The organism is Pedobacter nyackensis (genome assembly GCF_900176505.1).
Classification (GTDB): Bacteria; Bacteroidota; Bacteroidia; order Sphingobacteriales; family Sphingobacteriaceae; genus Pedobacter; species Pedobacter nyackensis.
In genome coordinates, this window is record NZ_FWYB01000019.1 from 37,308 (window position 1) to 57,694 (window position 20,387).

13 protein-coding genes and 1 pseudogene are annotated in these 20,387 nt (G+C 40.4%); 12 read left to right on the top strand and 2 right to left on the bottom strand.

What is annotated here, in order from left to right; translation table 11 throughout:
• Positions 1 to 125: 125 nt before the first annotated feature.
• The 3 genes and pseudogenes from uxuA to B9A18_RS22820 form a co-directional block, all read left to right on the top strand.
• Entirely contained in the window at positions 126 to 1,319 is a 1,194-nt protein-coding gene (gene uxuA / locus B9A18_RS22810) for a mannonate dehydratase (RefSeq protein ID WP_084291890.1), read from the top strand.
• A gap of 19 nt (positions 1,320 to 1,338) precedes the next feature.
• A complete protein-coding gene (locus B9A18_RS22815) occupies positions 1,339 to 2,142 on the top strand; it encodes an SDR family oxidoreductase (RefSeq protein ID WP_084291892.1) in 804 nt (267 codons plus the stop codon).
• Positions 2,143 to 2,262: 120 nt separating this feature from the next.
• Positions 2,263 to 2,394, top strand: a pseudogene (locus B9A18_RS22820) (EVE domain-containing protein); the annotation flags it as partial.
• Positions 2,395 to 2,772: 378 nt separating this feature from the next.
• Here the strand turns inward: B9A18_RS22820 and B9A18_RS22825 are convergent.
• Positions 2,773 to 5,538 carry a hybrid sensor histidine kinase/response regulator transcription factor gene (locus tag B9A18_RS22825; protein ID WP_235005420.1) on the bottom strand — a complete coding sequence of 922 codons (2,766 nt, stop codon included), beginning with the start codon at positions 5,536 to 5,538 and terminating at the stop codon, positions 2,773 to 2,775.
• 312 nt (positions 5,539 to 5,850) lie between these two features.
• Between B9A18_RS22825 and B9A18_RS22830 the strand changes: the two genes are divergently transcribed.
• Genes B9A18_RS22830 through B9A18_RS22860 form a run of 7 tightly spaced genes read left to right on the top strand, consistent with a single transcriptional unit; the run spans position 5,851 to position 17,503 of the window.
• On the top strand, positions 5,851 to 7,185 hold the full coding sequence (locus B9A18_RS22830) for a sugar porter family MFS transporter (RefSeq protein WP_084291894.1): 1,335 nt from the start codon (positions 5,851 to 5,853) through the stop codon (positions 7,183 to 7,185).
• A 24-nt stretch (positions 7,186 to 7,209) separates the two neighbouring features.
• Positions 7,210 to 8,130 (top strand): carbohydrate kinase family protein, encoded by a 921-nt coding sequence (locus B9A18_RS22835; protein ID WP_084291896.1) that lies wholly within the window; start codon positions 7,210 to 7,212, stop codon positions 8,128 to 8,130.
• 56 nt (positions 8,131 to 8,186) lie between these two features.
• Complete coding sequence (locus B9A18_RS22840) at positions 8,187 to 11,261, top strand: SusC/RagA family TonB-linked outer membrane protein (protein WP_084291898.1); 3,075 nt, start codon at positions 8,187 to 8,189, stop codon at positions 11,259 to 11,261.
• A gap of 12 nt (positions 11,262 to 11,273) precedes the next feature.
• Positions 11,274 to 12,974 (top strand): RagB/SusD family nutrient uptake outer membrane protein, encoded by a 1,701-nt coding sequence (locus tag B9A18_RS22845; protein WP_084291900.1) that lies wholly within the window; start codon positions 11,274 to 11,276, stop codon positions 12,972 to 12,974.
• Between the two features lie 24 nt (positions 12,975 to 12,998).
• Positions 12,999 to 14,381, top strand: coding sequence for a DUF4960 domain-containing protein (locus B9A18_RS22850; protein WP_084291902.1), 1,383 nt, complete (start codon positions 12,999 to 13,001; stop codon positions 14,379 to 14,381).
• 32 nt (positions 14,382 to 14,413) lie between these two features.
• Positions 14,414 to 15,970: a glycoside hydrolase family 32 protein gene (locus B9A18_RS22855; protein WP_084291904.1), complete on the top strand. Its 1,557-nt coding sequence runs from the start codon at positions 14,414 to 14,416 to the stop codon at positions 15,968 to 15,970.
• 27 nt (positions 15,971 to 15,997) lie between these two features.
• The gene (locus B9A18_RS22860; protein WP_084291906.1) at positions 15,998 to 17,503 is read left to right on the top strand and encodes a glycoside hydrolase family 32 protein; all 1,506 of its coding nucleotides are present in this window, start codon (positions 15,998 to 16,000) and stop codon (positions 17,501 to 17,503) included.
• Between the two features lie 387 nt (positions 17,504 to 17,890).
• Here B9A18_RS22860 and B9A18_RS22865 read toward each other — a convergent pair whose 3' ends face one another.
• Positions 17,891 to 18,724, bottom strand: coding sequence for an SGNH/GDSL hydrolase family protein (locus B9A18_RS22865; RefSeq protein ID WP_084291908.1), 834 nt, complete (start codon positions 18,722 to 18,724; stop codon positions 17,891 to 17,893).
• A 135-nt stretch (positions 18,725 to 18,859) separates the two neighbouring features.
• Here B9A18_RS22865 and B9A18_RS22870 point away from each other — a divergent pair, with 135 nt between their 5' ends.
• Positions 18,860 to 19,405, top strand: coding sequence for an RNA polymerase sigma-70 factor (locus B9A18_RS22870; protein ID WP_084291910.1), 546 nt, complete (start codon positions 18,860 to 18,862; stop codon positions 19,403 to 19,405).
• Positions 19,406 to 19,483: 78 nt separating this feature from the next.
• On the top strand, positions 19,484 to 20,341 hold the full coding sequence (locus B9A18_RS22875) for an alpha/beta hydrolase (RefSeq protein WP_084291911.1): 858 nt from the start codon (positions 19,484 to 19,486) through the stop codon (positions 20,339 to 20,341).
• Positions 20,342 to 20,387 lie beyond the last annotated feature (46 nt).

Below are 20,387 nucleotides of genomic sequence, written 5' to 3' on the forward strand. Positions count from 1 at the left end.
ACAAATTATGATAAAAAACATATGCGTTATCGTGCACGAATAGCGATATTTAATTTTTATATTTACTTTTAGTTGCTTTAAAACCTTTTTCTTTTTACCATGCAACAGCGTAAAAAAATAAAAAAATGATCAGTAATTTAGAACAAACTTTTAGGTGGTTTGGCCCGACAGACTCAGTTACACTGGCAGCCATCAGACAAACAGGAGCTACTGGGATTGTGACAGCTCTACACCATATTCCAGCCGGTGAAATTTGGACGGTTGATGAGATTAAGATGCGTAAGCATACCATTGAGAAAGCGGGACTTCGCTGGTCGGTGGTAGAAAGCGTAAACATTCATGAAAGTATTAAAACCGCGTCACCTGAACGTGATCATTATATTGAAAAATATATTACATCCATCAAAAATCTTGGCGATTCCGGATTAAAAACGATTTGCTACAATTTTATGCCGGTACTGGATTGGACACGTACCAACCTCGATTTTCGGTTAAGTAATAATGCATCAGCGCTGCGGTATCATTTCCTTGCTGTCGTTGCTTTCGATTTATACATATTGGAACGGGAAGATGCATTTAATGAATTTAGTCTGGCACAACAAAAGGCCGCCAAAGCGTATTTAGATGGACTGACTGCTTCAGAGAAAACTGATCTGGTAAATACGATCATGGCTGGTTTGCCGGGTACAGATGAAGTGTTTACAGTAGCTGAATTTAGGGTGGAATTGCAAAAATATGCCAATACAGATGCTGCGGCTTTAAGAGCAAATCTTACTTATTTCCTTAAAGCTATTATGCCGCATGCAGAGCATGCTGGGGTTAAAATGTGTATCCATCCGGATGATCCACCATTCCCAATCCTTGGTTTGCCCCGAGTGGTGTCAACTGAGGAGGATTTAAAATATATTCTGGACAGTTGCCCGTCGGCCAGTAATGGTTTGACTTTCTGTACAGGGTCATTAGGTGCCAGGGCAGATAATGATTTGCCCGGTATGGTTGAGCGTTTAGGGGAACATATTCATTTTCTGCATATGCGTAATGTAAAACGTGAGCTTGATGGTAGCTTTTATGAGGATGATCATTTGAGCGGTAGCACAGATATGTTTGCTGTAATGAAGAATGTGATATTAGAACAGCAAAAGAGACTGTATAGCGGACGTCAAGATATTTCCATTCCGATGCGGCCAGATCACGGTCACAAAATACTCGATGACGTAAATTATAATACCTATCCCGGCTATTCGGTAATTGGACGCCTCAAAGGATTGGCAGAATTACGCGGTCTAGAAATGGGCATCAAGCGAATGCTATTTAATTAATTTTATATAAAATTTAAACATGGTTTTAAAAAACAAGGTAATTGTAGTAACCGGTGGTACAGGTGTGCTTGGAGGAGCTTTTGTTAAGGGAATTCACAATGCCGGTGGTACGGTTTGTATTTTAGGAAGGAATTTAGAGCTGGCTGAGCAAAGAGCCGCTGAAATAAACAATGCCGGAGGAAAAGCATTGGCTTTGAAAGCTGATGTATTGATTGAAAATCAGCTTCAGGCGGCATGCGATAAAATTATAGACCAATTTGGTGAAATTCATGGTTTAGTAAATGCTGCTGGTGGGAACACTCCAGGAGGAATAGTTCAGCCTGCTGATGATGTATTTAAACTGAACATGGATGGCCTTAGGGAGGTAATGGAATTAAACTTATGGGGAACATTAATTCCTACCCAAATATTTGGCGAAGCAATAGCAAAGACAGGCGAAGGTAGCATTGTAAATATATCATCCATGGCCTCTCAAAGTGTTATTACTAAAGTGCTCGGTTATACCTTGGCTAAAACTTCAATTGATGCTTATACCAGATGGTTTGCTGTTGAAATGGCTAATCGTTATGGTGATAAGTTAAGGATGAATGCTATTGCACCCGGGTTTTTCCTTACAGAACAAAACCGACAATTACTTACAAATGAAGATGGTAGCTATACGGATCGGGGTGGTTTAGTGATAAGTAACACTCCTTTTAAGCGATTTGGAGTGCCGGAAGAGCTAATCGGGGCTTTGGTTTGGCTTTTAGGGAATGAGTCAAAATTTGTCACTGGTACAGTTATCAATGTCGATGGAGGTTTTTCTGTTTTCAGCGGCGTTTAGGTTTTTACGCTACAATGATTAGCAGAAGTAGAACCATGTGCATGATGGTATTCCTCACACTGAAATACATGGTTTAAAGTGTCGTGAGAAGGGCTTTTAGGTTTCAATAATAGAAAATAAAATCCGATAAGTCTTGAGCAGCTTAAAGCTGAAGAAAGCCTGAAAGATATTTCCCTGGTTAGACAAGGCCGATTATCTGTAATGCCATTGAGGGCTGAAGAGTTCGATAAGATCCTGGAAATGGGAAGCTAGTTCGACGAGAGCTGTTGGCTCCAGTATACCTTCAGTGTACCTCCAGTGTACCTCCAGTATACCTGTCCTATTCAAACGGAGATACTTTGTGCGTCATTCAAATTTTAGTCAGGGTTACGTTAGCCAGAACCGAAGCAACCCCGACGCAAGACCGAAGGATCCCCGAAGCAAGTGGACAGGTATACTGGAAGAAGATCTGACCTATACTGGTACTACCAAAATCCGAATACTTTCAATCTGACTTTAAACACTCAAATCATGAAGATGTATTGTACTGCCGAGGGCAAGGAAATGATAACCTTTGAGATTAAGTTCACCAGATAGTAATAAAAGGGGTTGTCCAAAACACCCCTTTCTCAAAAAACTTTGCCAATCTCATTAGGGTTTTTTCTTAAATTCACTTGGTGAACACCCGTATTTTGCTTTAAAGACAGTTGAAAAATAATTTGGCGTAGAAAAGCCTACCATATAGGTGATTTCGGCAATGGTGAAATTCTCGTTGATGAGTAGATAGCTTGCTTTTTTTAGCCTCCGGCTCAATATGTAATCCGTAATGCTGCAATCTAATAAAGCTTTTACCTTGCGGTAAAGCTGTACTCTCGATATGCCTATTGCTTTGCTGATGTCATCAACACTAAAGTTCTCGTTCCCCAAGTTCTCTTCTACTATACCTGCAAAATCATTGAGGAATTTTTTATCCAGACTTTTTGAGACTTGCATTTTCCCGGAAGAGCTAATGTCACTGGTGTAATGCGCCTTCAGTAATTCTCTTGTTTTGAGCAGATTCCTAACATTTGCCAGTAAATACTCATAGTTAAAAGGTTTTACAATATAGGCATCGGCCATGCTTTCCATACCGTTGATTTGTTGCGCTACACTTCCCTGTGCCGTGAGCAAAATGATAGGAATATGTGAGGTGCGTAAATCCGATTTCAGTTTTTCAGTTAATTCCTTTCCAGATATGCCCGGTAAAACTACATCTGATAGAATCAAATCAGGGACCTCCTGGTAAGCTGCAATGAGCCCTTCTTCGCCTGTATTGGCAGTAAATACCTCGTATTGGACGCTGAGCTTTCGGCTAAGATAGCTTCTTAGGTCCGGGTTGTCTTCAATAATCAATACCGACTGCTCCTTTAAAGGACTAAGGGCATTTGTAGTTGTTGTTTCCTCCGGCTCATCAAGGTCTGTTGTATAGATACGTGCATGCTCGTACAATTCTTTTTTATCCAGTCGTTCCTGCCTTTTTTCTTCCGGACTAAAATGCATTTCTCCGGATAATAAGCTTACCCTGAACTTTGTACCCTTTCCTTTTACACTTTCTACTACGATATTGCCATGGTGTAGGCGCATCAATTCTTTCGACAAAGAAAGGCCGAGGCCAGAACCCTTGGTTGATCCCGCCTCCGTCTGGTAAAAATGTTCAAATACATGAGTAGCCTCTTCACTGGTCATTCCCGCGCCATTGTCTTCCACTTCTACGTAAATAAATTCATCCAGTTGCTTAATCGCAACTACGATTATCCCATTAGTCCCTGTAAATTTTAAGGCGTTAGATAGTAAGTTAAATATGACCTTATCCAACATATTGGCATCAAACCAGACCATCAATTCAGGTTGTGGGGAGATAAAACGAAGGTCGATATTGTTTTTTTTGGCGTTGTGCTGAAAACTATCTGTGATCTCTTTTACAAACGCTACCAGGTTGTTTGGAGAGGCTTTGATCTTCATTTGCTCATATTCAATTTTCCTGTATTCAATCAACTGGTTAATTAGCCTCAGCAAGCGGAAAACATTTTTATGAATAAGCTTTAGGTTGGTTCCGGCAATGACTTTTATTTTTTCCTCCTTTAACAGATCCTCCAGAGGTGAAAGTATCAGGGTAAGTGGAGTACGGAATTCATGCGACATATTGGTGAAGAAATTCAGTTTGGCTTCTGTAGCCAGTTTCGCTTTCTCCGACATTTCAATCAGCTGGTTCCGCTGGCTTAATATTTCCTTGTTATTGGCTTCCAGTTTTTTGTTAATTTTTCTGTTTTCCAATAATGAATAAAAGGCAAGGCCGCCTAATACTACTGCAAGCACCAGTGTAATAATCGTTACATTCAATATCAACTGCTGATCCTTAAACAGGAGTTTTTGCTCATCTAAAAGGGTTTGCTGGCGTTCGATATCTTTTTGCTGACTGCTAATTTTGTTCCACTGCAATTTCATGAGCTCTACATTGGATGCATCAATGACCAGTGAGCCCAGTATATTGTCTTTGGAAAATGGTTCCTTATTTAAGATTTTGAAGGCGGTGCTGATTGCTTCTTTACCTCCTGTAGGGTAGAGTACACTGGCATTTAGCAAGCCATTGCCTACCATTTCAAGGCCGGCCCCTTTACCTGGCAATGCATCTATTCCGATGATTTTGACGCTGCGGTTCAGCTGTAGCTGATCAATAATTCTCCTGGCCCCAGAGGCCATTACGTCATTGTGTGCAAAAACAATATCGGCTGTTTTTAGTTCAGGTTTAATTTTCAGCAATTCAACCTCTGCATTTTCTTTCAGCCAGTCTCCATATACTTGTTTACTGATGTGAAGCCCTTCAAATTTTCTAATTCCATCTGCAAAGCCCCTTTGTCTTTCAATAGTAGGAGAGGAACCAGGCAAGCCCATGATTTCAATCACATTTCCCCTGGCTTTTAACGAAGTTCCAAGGTATTCCCCGGCCATCTTTCCAATCTGATAGTTATCGGCGCCTACATAAGCTGTATAGAGGTCAGAAGAAGTTTTCCTATCTATTACAATTACAGGAATCCCCTTTCTGTAGGCTTCTTCCACAACAGGAGTTAATGGCTGTGCTTCATTCGGAGAAATGATCAGCAGGTCTACACGCTGCTCAAGCATTTGTTTAACCTGCTCCACTTGCCTTTTGCTATTCCCGTCCGCGTCTTTGTAAATAAATCTGGTACCCGAATGCAGCGATAACTCCATTTTCATCTCTTCGAGCATGTTTTTACGCCAGAGATCGGAACCCACACATTGCGAGAAACCGATCAGATATTCCTGTTCTTTCTTTTTTTCAACGCAACCGGAGAGGCAAATACCAGCGAGTAACAGCAATAGGATGGTATTATAAAAGGAAAAGGTTCTTTTGATCACAACTTGATGAATTATATCCTTTTAGGTTTTTGTAAGGGGGTAGAATAGTAAAAGTAAAAAAAATGTAAGCTATCCCAAAATCAAGAAGTTTAATTCGTTTTACTTTGGTTGTACATCATGTATCAAAATTATACATTTCAGGTATTAAAATTGAAGATCTTGGTTTTGATTCCTTTTTTGTGTTTTTTAATGTACTTATTTTCAGTGTGTTGTGTTTTATTTGGAATTTGTATGTATTTGATACAATATTGATCATTGCTGGCTCGTCTTTCTCCTAATTTGCGTTTCGTTAACCATTATATAAACAAACGTATGAGCAAACATTCCGTCCTGGCCTGGTCCACGGTCGTAGCCCTTGGAGGCTTTTTATTTGGATTTGATACCGCAGTAATATCGGGTGCAGAAAAATCTATACAACAATACTGGAATCTTACTGCATTTGAACATGGCCTTACCATTTCTATAGCATTAATTGGAACGGTGATCGGATCCCTTATTGGTTCACAACCATCAGATCGTTTCGGTCGTAAAAACACACTTTACTTTGTTGCTGCAGCTTACTTGCTTTCTTCATTGGGAACGGCATTGGCAGATAACTGGCATGTATTTCTTGTTTTCAGGTTTTTAGGTGGACTAGGTGTTGGTATTTCATCGGTTGTGGCTCCTATTTATATATCAGAAATATCACCGGCCAATAGACGCGGACGCTTGGTTGGCTTGTTTCAGTTTAATGTGGTATTGGGCATTTTGATTTCTTACCTTTCCAATTACCTGATCAGTCAGGGGGGAGAAACTTCATGGCGCTGGATGTTAGGAGTACAGGCATTCCCTTCGTTTATATATTTAGTACTCATTAAGTTTATACCTGAAAGTCCGAGATGGTTGATCCTTAAAAAAGGAGCTACAGAACGTGCTTTGGAAATTTTACGAATCATCAATCCCTTAAATTGTGAGGAAGAATTGTTAGCTATTAAAAATTCGGGGAAGAAAGATTCAGAAAGTAAATCAACCAAAGGAAGTCTTTTTTCTTCTCAGTACAGAAAGCCGGTAATGCTGGCCATGATTTTTGCTTTTTTTAACCAGGTTTCCGGAATCAATGCCATTATTTATTATGCGCCGCGTATCTTCGAAATGGCAGGACTGGGAGCACATTCTTCTCTATTGTCGACTGTAGGCATTGGGTTGATCAATTTCATATTTACCTTAATCGCCATAAATTTTATTGATAAAGTGGGGCGCCGGGTGCTGATGCTGGTTGGCTCAGTAGGGTTAATAGCTTCCTTGTTTTTAGTGGCCTATACATTTTATGCCGAAAATTATAGTGGTTTTGCCATTCCGGCTTATATGATGCTGTTCATAGCTTTCTTTGCATTTTCTCAGGGCGCCGTGATCTGGGTATTCATTTCAGAGATATTTCCAAATTCTGTAAGGGCTAAGGGACAAACCTTAGGTAGTTCTACACATTGGGTAATGGCTGCTATAATTGCTTTTTGTTTCCCATATCTTGCCGAAACATTTGGTGGGGCAGCAATATTTACTTTTTTTGGAACAATGATGGTCTTGCAACTGCTGTTTGTTTGGCGTTGGATGCCTGAAACTAACGGGAAATCATTAGAGCAGATTGGAACCAATCTGGTTATGCATTAAATCAAAAAAATAAAAATATAACTCATGAAAAACTATTCTAACAAATCTGTGGTGTGTTTCGGTGAGGTACTTTGGGACATATTACCTAATGGAAAAAAGCCTGGTGGTGCACCTATGAATGTGGCCTACCACTTACATAAGCTTGGACTTAAGAGTTTTATGATCAGTAGCATTGGTAATGATGCTGTCGGAAATGAATTACTAGATTTCCTGAAATCTATTGATTTGCCTGTAAATTATATCCAACAGGATCCACATCATGCTACTTCAGAGGTGCATGCAAAAATTGGGGAGAATGATGAAGTAACTTATGATATTTTATTTCCTGTCGCCTGGGATTTTATACAATGGAAACCTGAGCACGAGCAATTGATTAGCCAGGCAGATGCTTTCATTTTTGGAAGTCTGGGTTCGAGAAATGAAGCATCCAGAGCTGCATTGTTAAAAATGCTCGATCATGCTAAGTTTCGTGTATTTGATGTTAACATTCGTGAACCACATTATTCAAAGGAATTTATTACGCAACTGCTGGGTAAATGTGATATGGTAAAATTAAATATTGCCGAACTGGAAATGATAGCAGGATGGTATGATCCGTTTTGTAGTACTGAATTGGAAAGGATTGATTCGCTTTTTAGCCGTTTCGGATTTCAGGAGATCATCATCACTAAGGGAGGCAGGGGTGCTACTTACTACACGGAAGCAATCAGGTATGATTATCCTGCTTACCACGTAGATGTTCAGGATACGGTAGGTAGTGGAGATTCATTTCTGGCCGCCTTTCTGGCTATGAAACTAAGCGATGAACCTTTAGAGGATATGCTGAATTATGCCGTTGCAATGGGGGCTTTTATTACCTCTAAATCTGGTGCCTGTCCGGATTATTCCAAGTTTGATCTGGAAAGATTTATCTGGAAAAGAAATATGGCTGAAAGCATATTTTAACAGTGCTTTACATTAAAATATAACCAACCAATATAAACCAACTAAACAATAATCGTATGAGCAAATATGTTCTACTTATCCTTTCTTTGTCCTGTTTTTTCCAGATTGCAAGGGCACAGAATCAAACCCTTACGGGGAAAGTGACTGATAAGAAAGGAGAATCCCTAATCGGGGTAAGTATACTGCTTAAGGGCACAAAAACAGGGACGACAACTGACGCAAATGGAAACTTTGTTTTAGGTATTTCGGGAAGTAGGCCCGTTCTGGTGGTCTCATATTTGGGTTTTTTAACCCGTGAGATTGTAATTGACCAGCGTAAAGCGATAAATGTTGTGCTCGAATCGGACAGCAAAGCATTGAATGAGGTGGTGGTTACCGGTTACCAGACTGAAAGAAAAAAGGATTTAACTGGTTCTGTTGCCATAGTTGATGTAGAGGATATGAAAAAGCAATCGGTAGCCAATCCGATGAAAGCTTTGCAGGGGCAAGTAGCCGGAATGTATATCACAGGCAACGGTGCACCCAGTTCTCCCGCTACAATCCGCATCAGAGGAATTGGAACTTTAAATAACAATGATCCGCTTTATGTCATAGATGGGGTACCAACAAAAGCAGGTCTGCACGAACTGAACTCAGCAGATATAGAATCTATGCAGGTACTAAAGGATGCATCTTCTGCAAGTATTTATGGGTCGAGGGCTGCAAACGGAGTCATCATCATTACCACAAAACACGGTAAGACAGGAGGGACACAATTAAATGTAAATGGCTATACTTCTCTGTCATCTTATGTGAATAAGGTTAAAATGCTCGACGCTGAGGGGTACGGACGTGTATTATGGCAAGCGAGTGTAAACAATAACATTGACCCAAACAGCAATGGGATTCGCTATCAGTACGATTGGAAAGTTGATCCATCAACCAACCAGCCGGTATTAAATAAAGTTTTTGTCCCTGAGTATCTGAATAGCAGCCAAACTATGAAATCGGCAAATACGAATTGGTTTGATGAGATCTCACAGCTTGGGGTAATCCAGAATTATGATATGCAGTTAGCTAACGGAACCGAAAATGGAAGCTACCTGATGTCATTGGGGTATTTTGATAACAAGGGAATTGTTAAAACTACAGGCTTCAACAGGATTTCGGCCAGATTAAATTCTGATTATAAACTGCTGAATGGAAAAATAACCATAGGTCAGAACCTGAGTCTGAACAAAACCAGGGAAGTATCAGCAGATATTATTAACTCCGCACTGCAGGCTTTACCAATTATTCCGGTGCATACCGTAGATGGGAAAGGATGGGGAGGCCCGGTTGCAGGAATGAATGACAGACAAAATCCGGTAAGGGTATTGGAAGACAACAAGCAGAATGGTTATGATTTTATGCGTTTGTTCGGTAATTTTTTTGCTGATGTTAAGCTCGTTAAGGGTTTAGTCTTCAGGTCTAATTTTGGTATTGATTATGGTAATTACACTTCTCGTAACTGGCAAAAGAAATACGAGAGCGGCTACCTGGTTAATGATGTGAACAAGGTGATCAATAACCAGACGCATAATGTGAAAACAACCTGGACCAACACGCTGAACTATAAACTGGAAAGTAAGAAGCATCGGCTGGATGTGCTTGCAGGTACAGAGTACAATATGGATAAAACCAATTCATTTATGGCTTCGAGAGAGGGTTTTGTAATTGAAGATCCTGATTATATGTTTATTGATGCCGGAACAGGCATCAAGGATAACGGTGGCAGCGGAGCTAAAAATGTGCTTTTTTCCTATCTTGCTAAGGCTAATTATGCTTACCTGGACAGGTATCTATTAAGTGCAACCCTACGTTATGATGGTTCATCCCGTTTTGGAAAAAATAACAGATTTGGTACTTTCCCCGCTTTTTCGACCGGCTGGCGCATCAGCGAAGAATCATTTATAAAAAACAAAACCAATGTGTTTGATGATTTGAAACTCCGTTTTGGATGGGGGAAAACCGGTAATCAGGAAATCAATAACAACGCAATTTATAACATTTACCTATCCAGTTATAACATTACATCGTACGACATCAATGGCAATAAAAGTGGTGTTTTGCCTTCAGGCTATTATTTGTCGCAAAATGCAAATCCTAACTTAAAGTGGGAAGCAACCCAAATGATAGATATGGGATTGGACTTCTCTTTGCTCAATCAAAAGATTTACGGTAGCATCGGCTATTATGATAAAAAGACTTCAGACATCCTGTTGTTGCCTCCTTATATCGGCGTATTGGGAGAAGGGGGGAATACCTGGGTAAATGGTGCTTCTATGCAAAATAAAGGTATTGAGGTGAGTCTTGGTCATCGGAGTCAGATTGGCAAAGATCTAAGTATTGACCTGAACGGTAATTTTGATCGGGTAAGAAATCAGGTGACCCATCTCCCGGCAGAAGTGATCAACGCCTATGGTGGTGATGGCCGCGGACAGAATATTTTAGGGAGGGCTTTCGGATCGCACTTCGGTTATATTGCCGATGGACTGTTCAGATCTCAGGGGGAAGTGGATAACCATGCGGCTCAACCCGGAAAAGGCCTTGGCCGTATACGCTATCGTGATTTGAACAATGATGGTGTCATTAATGATTACGACCGCACCTGGATTGGGGTGCCAATCCCTAAGTTTACTTATGGGTTTAATGCCGCCATCAATTATAAGAATTTCGATGTTTCTTTCCTGCTGCAGGGCATTGGCTCGGTTGACGTAAGGAATGATGCAAAATTTTTTACAGATTTCTGGAGTGCAGTTGAGTCGGCATCAAATAAAGGTGCCCGTCTGCTCAATGCATGGTCGCCCGCAAATTCCAATTCAACCATCCCTGCGGCATCGTTAACTGATGATAATTTCGAGGCCAGGTTTTCAACTTATTTTGTTGAAAACGGATCCTACCTTAAACTGAGAAATGCACAGCTTGGCTATACATTTAACAAGGCCGCCATTAACAGGTTAAAACTTAAATCGTTGAGACTGTACGTTGGGGGTGATAACCTGGCCATCTTACTGAAATCTAAATCTTTTACCGGACTGGATCCTGAGACTCCCGGATTTGGTTATCCAAATCCAATGGTGATAACCGGAGGCGTTCAAATCAAACTTTAAATAAGAAAAGTGATGAAAAGATATCTATACATAGCACTAACCTTTGCACTTATATTGGGCTCTTGCAAAAAGATGCTTGAAGTTGGGCCAAAAGGTTCATTAAATGAAGATCAGATCGCTACGCCTGAGCAGGCAGAGGGATTTGTTATAGCAGCCTATTCTCAATTGGGCAATGACGAGATAAATCGGGCATTTAGCATGTACCAGTATGGAAATATCCGTGCTGATGATGCCTATAAAGGTGGTGGGGGAATTAATGACGGCGATGTTTTCCATGCGATGGAAACTTTTGTAACCTCAAGACCCGACCAATGGAATTATGATGGAATGTGGTTTAACATTTATGTAGGTATTAGAAGAGCCAACGAGGGGCTGCGTATACTGGAAAAATTTACAGTAAATGAATACCCTTTAATCAATGTTCGTAAGGCCGAACTGCGTTTTTTACGTGGTTACTGGTACCTGATGCTGGAAAACCTCTTCAAAAACATTCCATATATAGATGAGAAGCTGTCCCCTGATGATTATAAAAATGTAAAGAACAACGAATTTAGCAGGGATGAGATTTTGGAAAAGATTGCTGCTGATTTTAAATTCGCTGCGGAAACATTGCCTCCAACACAGCCTCAGATAGGTAGAGCGAATAAGTATGCCGCTTATGCTTACCTGGCTAAAACAAGATTATTTCAGGCCTATAAACAGAATGACCGACATGAAGTGATCAGCATAGATCCTGTTAGATTGGATGAGGTAATTAAGGCGGCCGATATGGTAGCAGCTTCCAGCTACAAACTTCAACCGGATTTTGCCAGTAACTTTTTGTCGGGATCCTCAGAAAATGGGATAGAGGCCATCATGTCGGTACAATTTTCTACAGATGATGGTGCGGGCAGGGGCAGAGTTAATTTTGGAGATATGCTTACTGTACCTCAGGGGATTGGCTGCTGCGATTTTCAGAAACCTTCGCAAACGTTGATGAATGCATTTAGAACAAATGCCAACGGTGTGCCATTACTGGATAATTACAATCAGCAAAATGTTGATTTTTCGGTAAATACAGTTGATCCGAGAGTAGATCATACCATTTCCAGACCAGGTGCGCCATGGAAATATGATCCGGCCAGGGTGGTTACCACTGCCTGGAGCAGGAACATTCCTTTATACGGTACCTATAATTCAATGAAAGAGAATGTATCACCGGATTGTGATTGTTTCATTAATCTGGCCCCGTTTTTTGGAAATACAAAGGCCCGTATAATGATCAGATATGCGGATGTTATGCTCTTTAAAGCGGAAGCACTGATCGAACTTAACCGGCAAAATGAAGCGCTCCCGCTGATTAATGAGATCCGGGAAAGGGCAGCAAAAAGCACAGCGCGCCTGGTGATGGCCAATGGACAGCCAACTTCAAAATATTATGTACAGCCTTATACGCCCGGAGTGAATATTATCTGGAGCCAGGACAATGCAAGGAAAGCATTACGGTTTGAACGTAGATTGGAAATGGCATTGGAGGGTGAAAGGTTTTTTGACCTGGTAAGATGGGGAATCGCTGATCAGGTAATGAACGATTTTTTTACGGTAGAAAAACCAGGCAGGAGCATTTATCAGAATGCAAAATTCACAAAAGGAAGGGATGAGTATCTGCCTATCCCGCAAAACCAGATTTTCTGGAGTGAGAACCGTTACGTGCAGAACCTCGGGTATAACTAAATCAGCCATCTAAATTAGAAAAGAATGACCAGCTATTTAAAACTCAAAAATACTTATTGCCTGCTCATCGCTTGTGTGCTGATGTGGACAGGATGTAAGAAAGATAATAACTCCGGTTTTATGGTAAATGCTGATGTACAGCTAAGCACATTCAGCATCAATGGAGTGCCCGCCGAAATTAACCAGCAAACAGGTGAAGTTTTGGTTAATCTGCCCTTTGGAACGGATGTAACCGCGTTAACCCCATTGCTCCAATTGCCAGAAGGTGCGAATGTAACGCCTGCCTTAGGAAAGGCCATTAATTTTACCGGAGCGTTAGCTTGCCGGATTACAAACGGAAACCTTTATAAAGATTATTCAGTAAAGGTTCATATCATCCCGCCATTGATTTCTTTCAGTATTAATGGGGTTAAGGGAACTATTGATCATGAAAATAAACAGATTTCGTTGATCCTGCCCGATGGAACCAGTCTGACCAATCTTACGCCAACGCTTGAACTCCAGCCGGGAATCCAGGTTGCTCCGGCATCTGGTTTAGCACAGGATTTCTCTAAAACCATAGCTTATACCTTGAGTAAAGGCACGTTGACTGCCGTTTATCAGGTTAATGTGATCAGTAATTCGAATAGTGAATACGCTTTCATTGGCTTGGCTGCTACCAGGGCCGACATTAGCAATCCTGATGAAAAAGCAGCTGCGAATTGGTTTTTTAGTAATTACCCAACGGCCGACTATGTCTCTTTTCAGGCTATAGAAGGAGGGCAGCGTTTATCAAATTATAAAGTAATGTGGTGGCATTTTGATGATGATCAGAACTTGCCAGCTGCTACACTTAGCTCAAAAGTAACTACTGCAATTAAAGCTTACCGCACCAGCGGTGGGGGCCTGTTGCTGACAACTTATGCAACACGTTATGTAGAAGCATTGGGGTTGGTACCTGCCGGAAAAGGACCTAATAATGTTTTTGGTGACTTTGGCCCCACTGCAGGTTTTATAGAAACCAACAATCATTGGGGCATCTCTTTTAGAACCAGAGAAAACCACCCGATTTTCCAGGGACTGGAGACTTACGAGCCCGGCAAAGCCTGGTTATTGCAAAAAGGAACGTTTAGAAAAAATCACACGGCCTGGTGGTTTGTAAATGAGTGGGGCGGCTATGGAAATGGCGCAGGCTGGCGCGAACAAACCGGAGGCGTAAACCTGGCTTCAGAGAACTGGGACGATAACCTGGACGGTAGAGTTGGTATTGCTGAATGGCCATCTACTACAGGCGCAGGTAATGTGGTGATCATTGCCTTCGGGGCTTACGATTGGCATTCAGAGCCTATTGCTGGCGGAGGTTCTAACCTTTACCTCAGCAATATTCAAAAGCTAACCAAGAATAGTATCGATTACCTAAAAAAGTAAATAAGCCATTCACCATACCAAAGATTTGAAACATGATTTTTAAAAGATTTTTTATAGCAAGTGTTCTTATTATAGTGCTGCTTGCTTGTAGTAAAGAAAAAGTGTTTGGCCCTGCTGAGCCCTTTAAAGAAGAAACATTTAATATTTTTCCAAAACCTACCCTGTCGGCTAATGAAGGTGCAGGGCAACAAACTGGATGGGTTGGCGATGTAATGCCCTATTTTGCAAATGGGCAATTTGAGATCTTCTTTCTTCATGATGCCCCCGACCGCGTAAAACAAAGCAGTAGCGGTCAGCACCCCATTCATAAGTTTACTTCTAAGAACTTATTGGATTTTAGCTACGAGGGTGAAGTAATCCCCTATGGGGACAAAACTACACAGGATCATCTGATAGGAACAGGATCTGTAGTGAGGGCCGGAGAGCTGAATTACTTCTATTTTACAGGTCATAATGCTAGCAATAGCTGGTTGCAAAACAGCAATCCAGGCTGGACAAACAGCAATAGCCGTGAAGCAGTAATGTATGCCACAAGCAATAACCTGAACAATTGGACAAAGAAGCAAGGTTTTCTTTTAAAGGCTCCGCAAGGGTATTCAGCAAACGACTTTAGGGATCCCTACGTATTTTATAACACGGAATTTTCTGAATACTGGATGCTGATCAGCGCACAAAAACAGGGGAAAGGGGTTATCCTTGTATATAAAACTACTAACCCTGCAAATGACCAGTGGCTATTGCGGGGGGAATTGAATGTTGAGGGGGATTACCTGATGCTGGAATGTGCCGATATCTTTAAAATTGAAGATAAGTACTATATGTTGTTTGCTGAAGATTGGAGTGGTACTCCAGGTACGCATTACAGGGTGGCCAGTTCTACCGCTGGTCCATGGCTTAAGCCAGCCGATGGAAGAGATATGTTTGATGGCTATCAATTTTATGCAGGTCGTTCGGCATCTAATGGGACAGATCGTTTTGCTTTTGGCTGGGCACACCGTCGTAATTCCGAAAATGATAACGGTTCAAAAACCTGGGCTGGTAACTTAATCACGCACCAGATTTTTAAATTAAGTAACGGAAAGTTAGGGGTGAAAAGCCCGGCTGCGGTTAATTCTTATTTTACTAAAGAAACAGACCCTGTTGTTGAAACTCAATCTGGAATGGTAAGCAATACCGGTGGTAATTATGTCTTAACCGGCACCTCAGCAAAGGCGATGTATAAGTTTGGGGCAATAAGTGGAAGTACAAAAATTAAAGGAAGTCTTAGTCTTGGTAATCTTACCGGAACGGCAGCCATTGGCTTAAATACTAAAGCAGACAACAGTAGCTATATGATCAGATTTGAACCTGCTGCTCAACGAATCGCTGCATATAACAATGGGGAGGAGATCACCAGGGTACCATTTAAATTAGAAGCCGGGAAAAATTACAATTTTAGCATTGTTATTGACGGTTCGGTAGCGGTACTTTATGTAAATGATGAAGTAGCTTTAACCAATCGTATCTATAGCTTGCAGGGGAATGCATGGAGCCTTTCTGCGGACAATAACCAACTCAATGTTGGCGGACTTAAAATCATAAAGCACTAAGTTTTTAGCAAAGACAAATAAGAAAATATGAAGCAAATTAAATTATTATATGTAGCGATGCTACTTGTAGTCTGCCAGTTTAGTGATGGCGAGGTGCAAGCCCAAGAAAGAACTAAAGAAGCTTATCGACCTCAATTTCACTTTTCGCCCAAAAAAGGTTGGATGAATGATCCTAATGGGATGGTTTATTTAAATGGCAAATACCATCTGTTTTTTCAGCATAGCCCAAATACAACCATTTGGGGACCTATGCATTGGGGGCATGCTATTAGCACGGATCTGGTACATTGGCAGGAACAACCCATTGCACTTTATCCGGATAGTCTTGGTACTATATTTTCGGGCAGTGCCGTGGTAGATAAGAACAATACTGCAGGCTTTGGGCAAAATGCTATTGTAGCCATATTTACGCATCATAATAAAACTATTGAGGACGCAAAAACTGGTTTGCACCAGTACCAGAGTCTTGCCTATAGCAATGATGAAGGTAAAACATGGACAAAATATAAAGGGAATCCTGTTTTGCCAAATCCGGGTATCTGGGATTTTAGAGATCCGAAAGTAATGTGGCATGAAAGCAGTAATCAATGGATTATGACGCTGGCTACAAAACAGTCTATTACATTTTATGGTTCAAAGAATTTAAAGGACTGGAACAGGTTAAGTGAATTTGGTGAAGGCTTAGGTGCGCATGGGGGGGTATGGGAATGCCCTGATCTTTTTAGCTTATCAGTGAATGGCATTAAGAAGTGGGTATTGTTGGTAAGCATCAACCCTGGAGCGCCCAGCGGTGGATCAGGTACCCAATATTTTATAGGGCAGTTTGATGGGAAAACATTTACTGCGGAACATACAGATACGCGTTGGATAGATTATGGTGCTGATAATTATGCCGGCATTACCTGGTCAAACACTGGTGATAGAAAGATTTTTATCGGATGGATGAACAATTGGACTTACGCTAATTTAATCCCTGAACAAGGTTTTAGAGGCGCTGCAACAATTGCCCGTGACCTAAAATTAAAAAAAGTAGGGGATGACTTTTACCTTGCTTCTGTTCCGGTGAAGGAACTGAGTGTGATTACAGGTAAAGCAAATCAGCTCAATAGTGTAAAAGTAAATAAGAATTACGATCTGTCGGCTAAAATAGCGCCCTTTGAAGGAAAGTACCAACTTGAGCTGACTACGGCAGAAAGGGCCAGTTTTTCTTTGCATCTGAGTAACTCAAAAGGGGATGAGCTGATTATCGGATATGATAAGGTGAGTAATACTTTTTATACAGATCGGACTAAATCGGGACAGGTGAACTTTGAAAGTAGTTTTGCCAGGAAAACCATTGCTCCACGTATAGCAAAGGGGAATCAGATCTCTTTAAAATTATTGCTGGATGCGACCTCTTCAGAAGTGTTTGCAGATGAGGGTTTAGCGACATTAACGAATACTTTCTTTTCAAGTGCTCCCTTAAGTCGATTGCATATTAAATCATCGAAACCATTCATGGTTCAAAAAATTAAATATTCAGGTATGAAATAGATTTTCTGGTTAAAAAAACATTGCCAATAACAGTAATGCTATTGGCAGTGTTTTTTGAATTCATTTGCGAAAATGATCCGATTAAACTAAATCAAACTTAACTGTGGGGGTAAGCCATGAATTTAACGCAAGTAAAAATCGTATTCGGTTATAAAAGCATGGTTTACTTTTCTAATGTCTATGTCACTGATATTGTTTTTTTTGTAAAAACTCTACAGTATGCTTTAAAGAAGTCCGGTAACGCTCCGCTGTACCGTTAGAGAACTCAGAGCCCACCAATGTTTCCATTTTGTGGTTATGGTCTCTGCTGGTTGGAATAAAGCAACATTACTTTGTTAAGTACTATTGAGCTAAAAATAAAAATGTGAGTATAAATATAAAATGACTTTAGTTCGTATGCCTGGTTTTAATGGCTTTTACAAATAGCTTCGAAATGATTTGATAACCTTTATCTGAAGGATGCAGTCCATCATATGTTATGTCGATCGCATCAACGGGGTAAGGGTATTCATCTTTCAAAGGATCAAAAGATACGTTTGTAAAAGCTGGATAATTAAAGTTTTTGTAGGTTCCTGTTTCAGGATCTTTGAGACGTTTATGTTTTACTAAATGCTTTAAAGCCAGTTTTTGCTCATGAAATAAGTCAACAATTTTAAATTTTTCGTATTTACCAATTTCATTTACAGCATCTGCAAATTGAGCCAATAACTGGCCATTTTTGGGTTTATAAGAGCCCCAAGCGTTATTTCTCATGTCTTTAAGGTATACAAAATCTACACGTTGCATTGGGGTAACTAATATAATTTGGGCTTGGGGATTTAGAATACGCAGTTTGTTAATGATAATGCGATAAGATCCATAGAATGTGTCATTCCCGTTATTTTGCTCGTAGTCGGTCATTGTACCTAAAGGTCGGCCAGCCCACCAGTCGTTGGTGCCTAAAAACACAGAATAAATATCTGAATGTTGTAAATCAAGATTCTCTATTTTTTTAGCAATGCCAGCGGCCGTCCAGCCATTATGGCCCTGGTTAATGTATTTTATGTAGGGAAGCTTTGCGGTTACCATGCTCATGTATCCTTTACTGATTCTGTTGCCTGCTTCCGCTGGATGTTCGTTCATAAAGGTAATGGAATCACCTATTGCAGTCCATGTTAGTTCTTTACCACTAAATGAAGTAACCAGTAAAAATAAAGGGAGTAGGAATAACAGTCTTTTCATCTTATGGCATTTTTTTTATCAGCTTTATGGGTTGAAATTAGCATTTTTTAAACAATAAAAATTTGAAGACTTTTTATATTTCAAAAATAAGCTGTATTCTTACCGTTCAGATCATCAATCAATATTTGAGATAATATGTCTACGGCGGTTCTTGATTTTAAACAGTTGTATTTTGATTATTACGCTGCCCTTTGTTACTTCGCATTTAAGATTGTCGGAGATCAGGAGGAGGCAAAAGATATTGTGGAAGATGTTTTCTTGAAGGTACTTCACAATAAGTCGACGATATCTGAAATCGAGAACATTCGTGCCTATCTTTATACCGCCGTTAAAAACTCTTGCCTAAGCCATCTAAAAGTATCAACAAGAGTTAAAGAACGCCAGTGGCATTACAATTCCAATTTACCTTCGGAAGAACAGGATTGTGTGAATGAACTGATTCAGGCCGAGGTATTACGCGATGTTATGAAGGTCATAGATAAACTACCTGGTCATGCAGGGAAGATTATTAAAATGAGCTATTTTGAATCTTTGAAAAACGATGAGATTGCCGCACATCTCGGGATTTCTGTGCAAACAGTAAAAAATTTAAAATCGAAAGGACTGGATACTTTAAGACATTTGCTTAAGCCTGATGTTTTTGCAATGTTCTTATTCATTTACGGTCTGAAGAACGGCTAGGAATAAAATCACATTTTTATCGGTACTTTTCTAGATTGTTGTAGTTTAGTTATTAAATCAACAAACCACAAATATCTTATGATAAGATCATTAAAAACGATTGCCCTGCTGTTCATTTGTTATAGTGCTTCTGCTCAACAGGTATTGCCGCTATATCCCGATAGCATTCCGAATTGTGAGGTTAATTTGAAGGATACTGACAAACCAACGCTTACTGTTTATTTGCCTCCGGCCGACAAAGCTACTGGGACAGCGGTAATCATTTTTCCTGGTGGGGGCTATGGCACCATCGTTACACATACCGAAGGCACACCAATAGCACAGGCTTTTATAAAGGAAGGAATCGCTGCAATAGTAGTAAAATATCGCTTGCCCGATGCAGATAAAATGAGGGATAAAAGTATGGGTCCTTTAATGGATGCACAACAGGCCATGAAAATGGTGAGGTCCAAAGCATCAACCTGGAATATTGATCCTGCTAAGATCGGAATTATAGGTTTCAGTGCAGGCGGACATTTGGCCAGTAGTTTAGGTACACATTTTCAAACGTGTTACATCGCCAATAAAGAAGGGGCTAATCTTCGTCCGGATTATATGGTCCTTGTTTATCCTGTAATCAGCATGAAAGCAGATCTTACACATTCCGGATCAAGGACAAATTTGCTTGGAAAAGAACCCGCACTAGAAAAAATACAGCTATTTTCAAATGAAGAGCAGGTAACCAAAGATACTCCGCCCACTTATTTAACGCATTCGGGCGATGATAGCGTAGTAAAGGTTGATAATAGTATCGCTTTTTACAAGGCATTGCAAAAAAAAGGTGTAAATGCAGAGTTGCATTTGTTTCCAAAAGGCAACCATGGTTTCGTCTTGCAGCTTCCGGTAGATGAATGGATGCAGCCTATATTTCGCTTTATTAAAAGTCAGGGTTATTGATGGTTTATTGCAACAAAAAATATTTTATATTTTATCGGTACTTTTT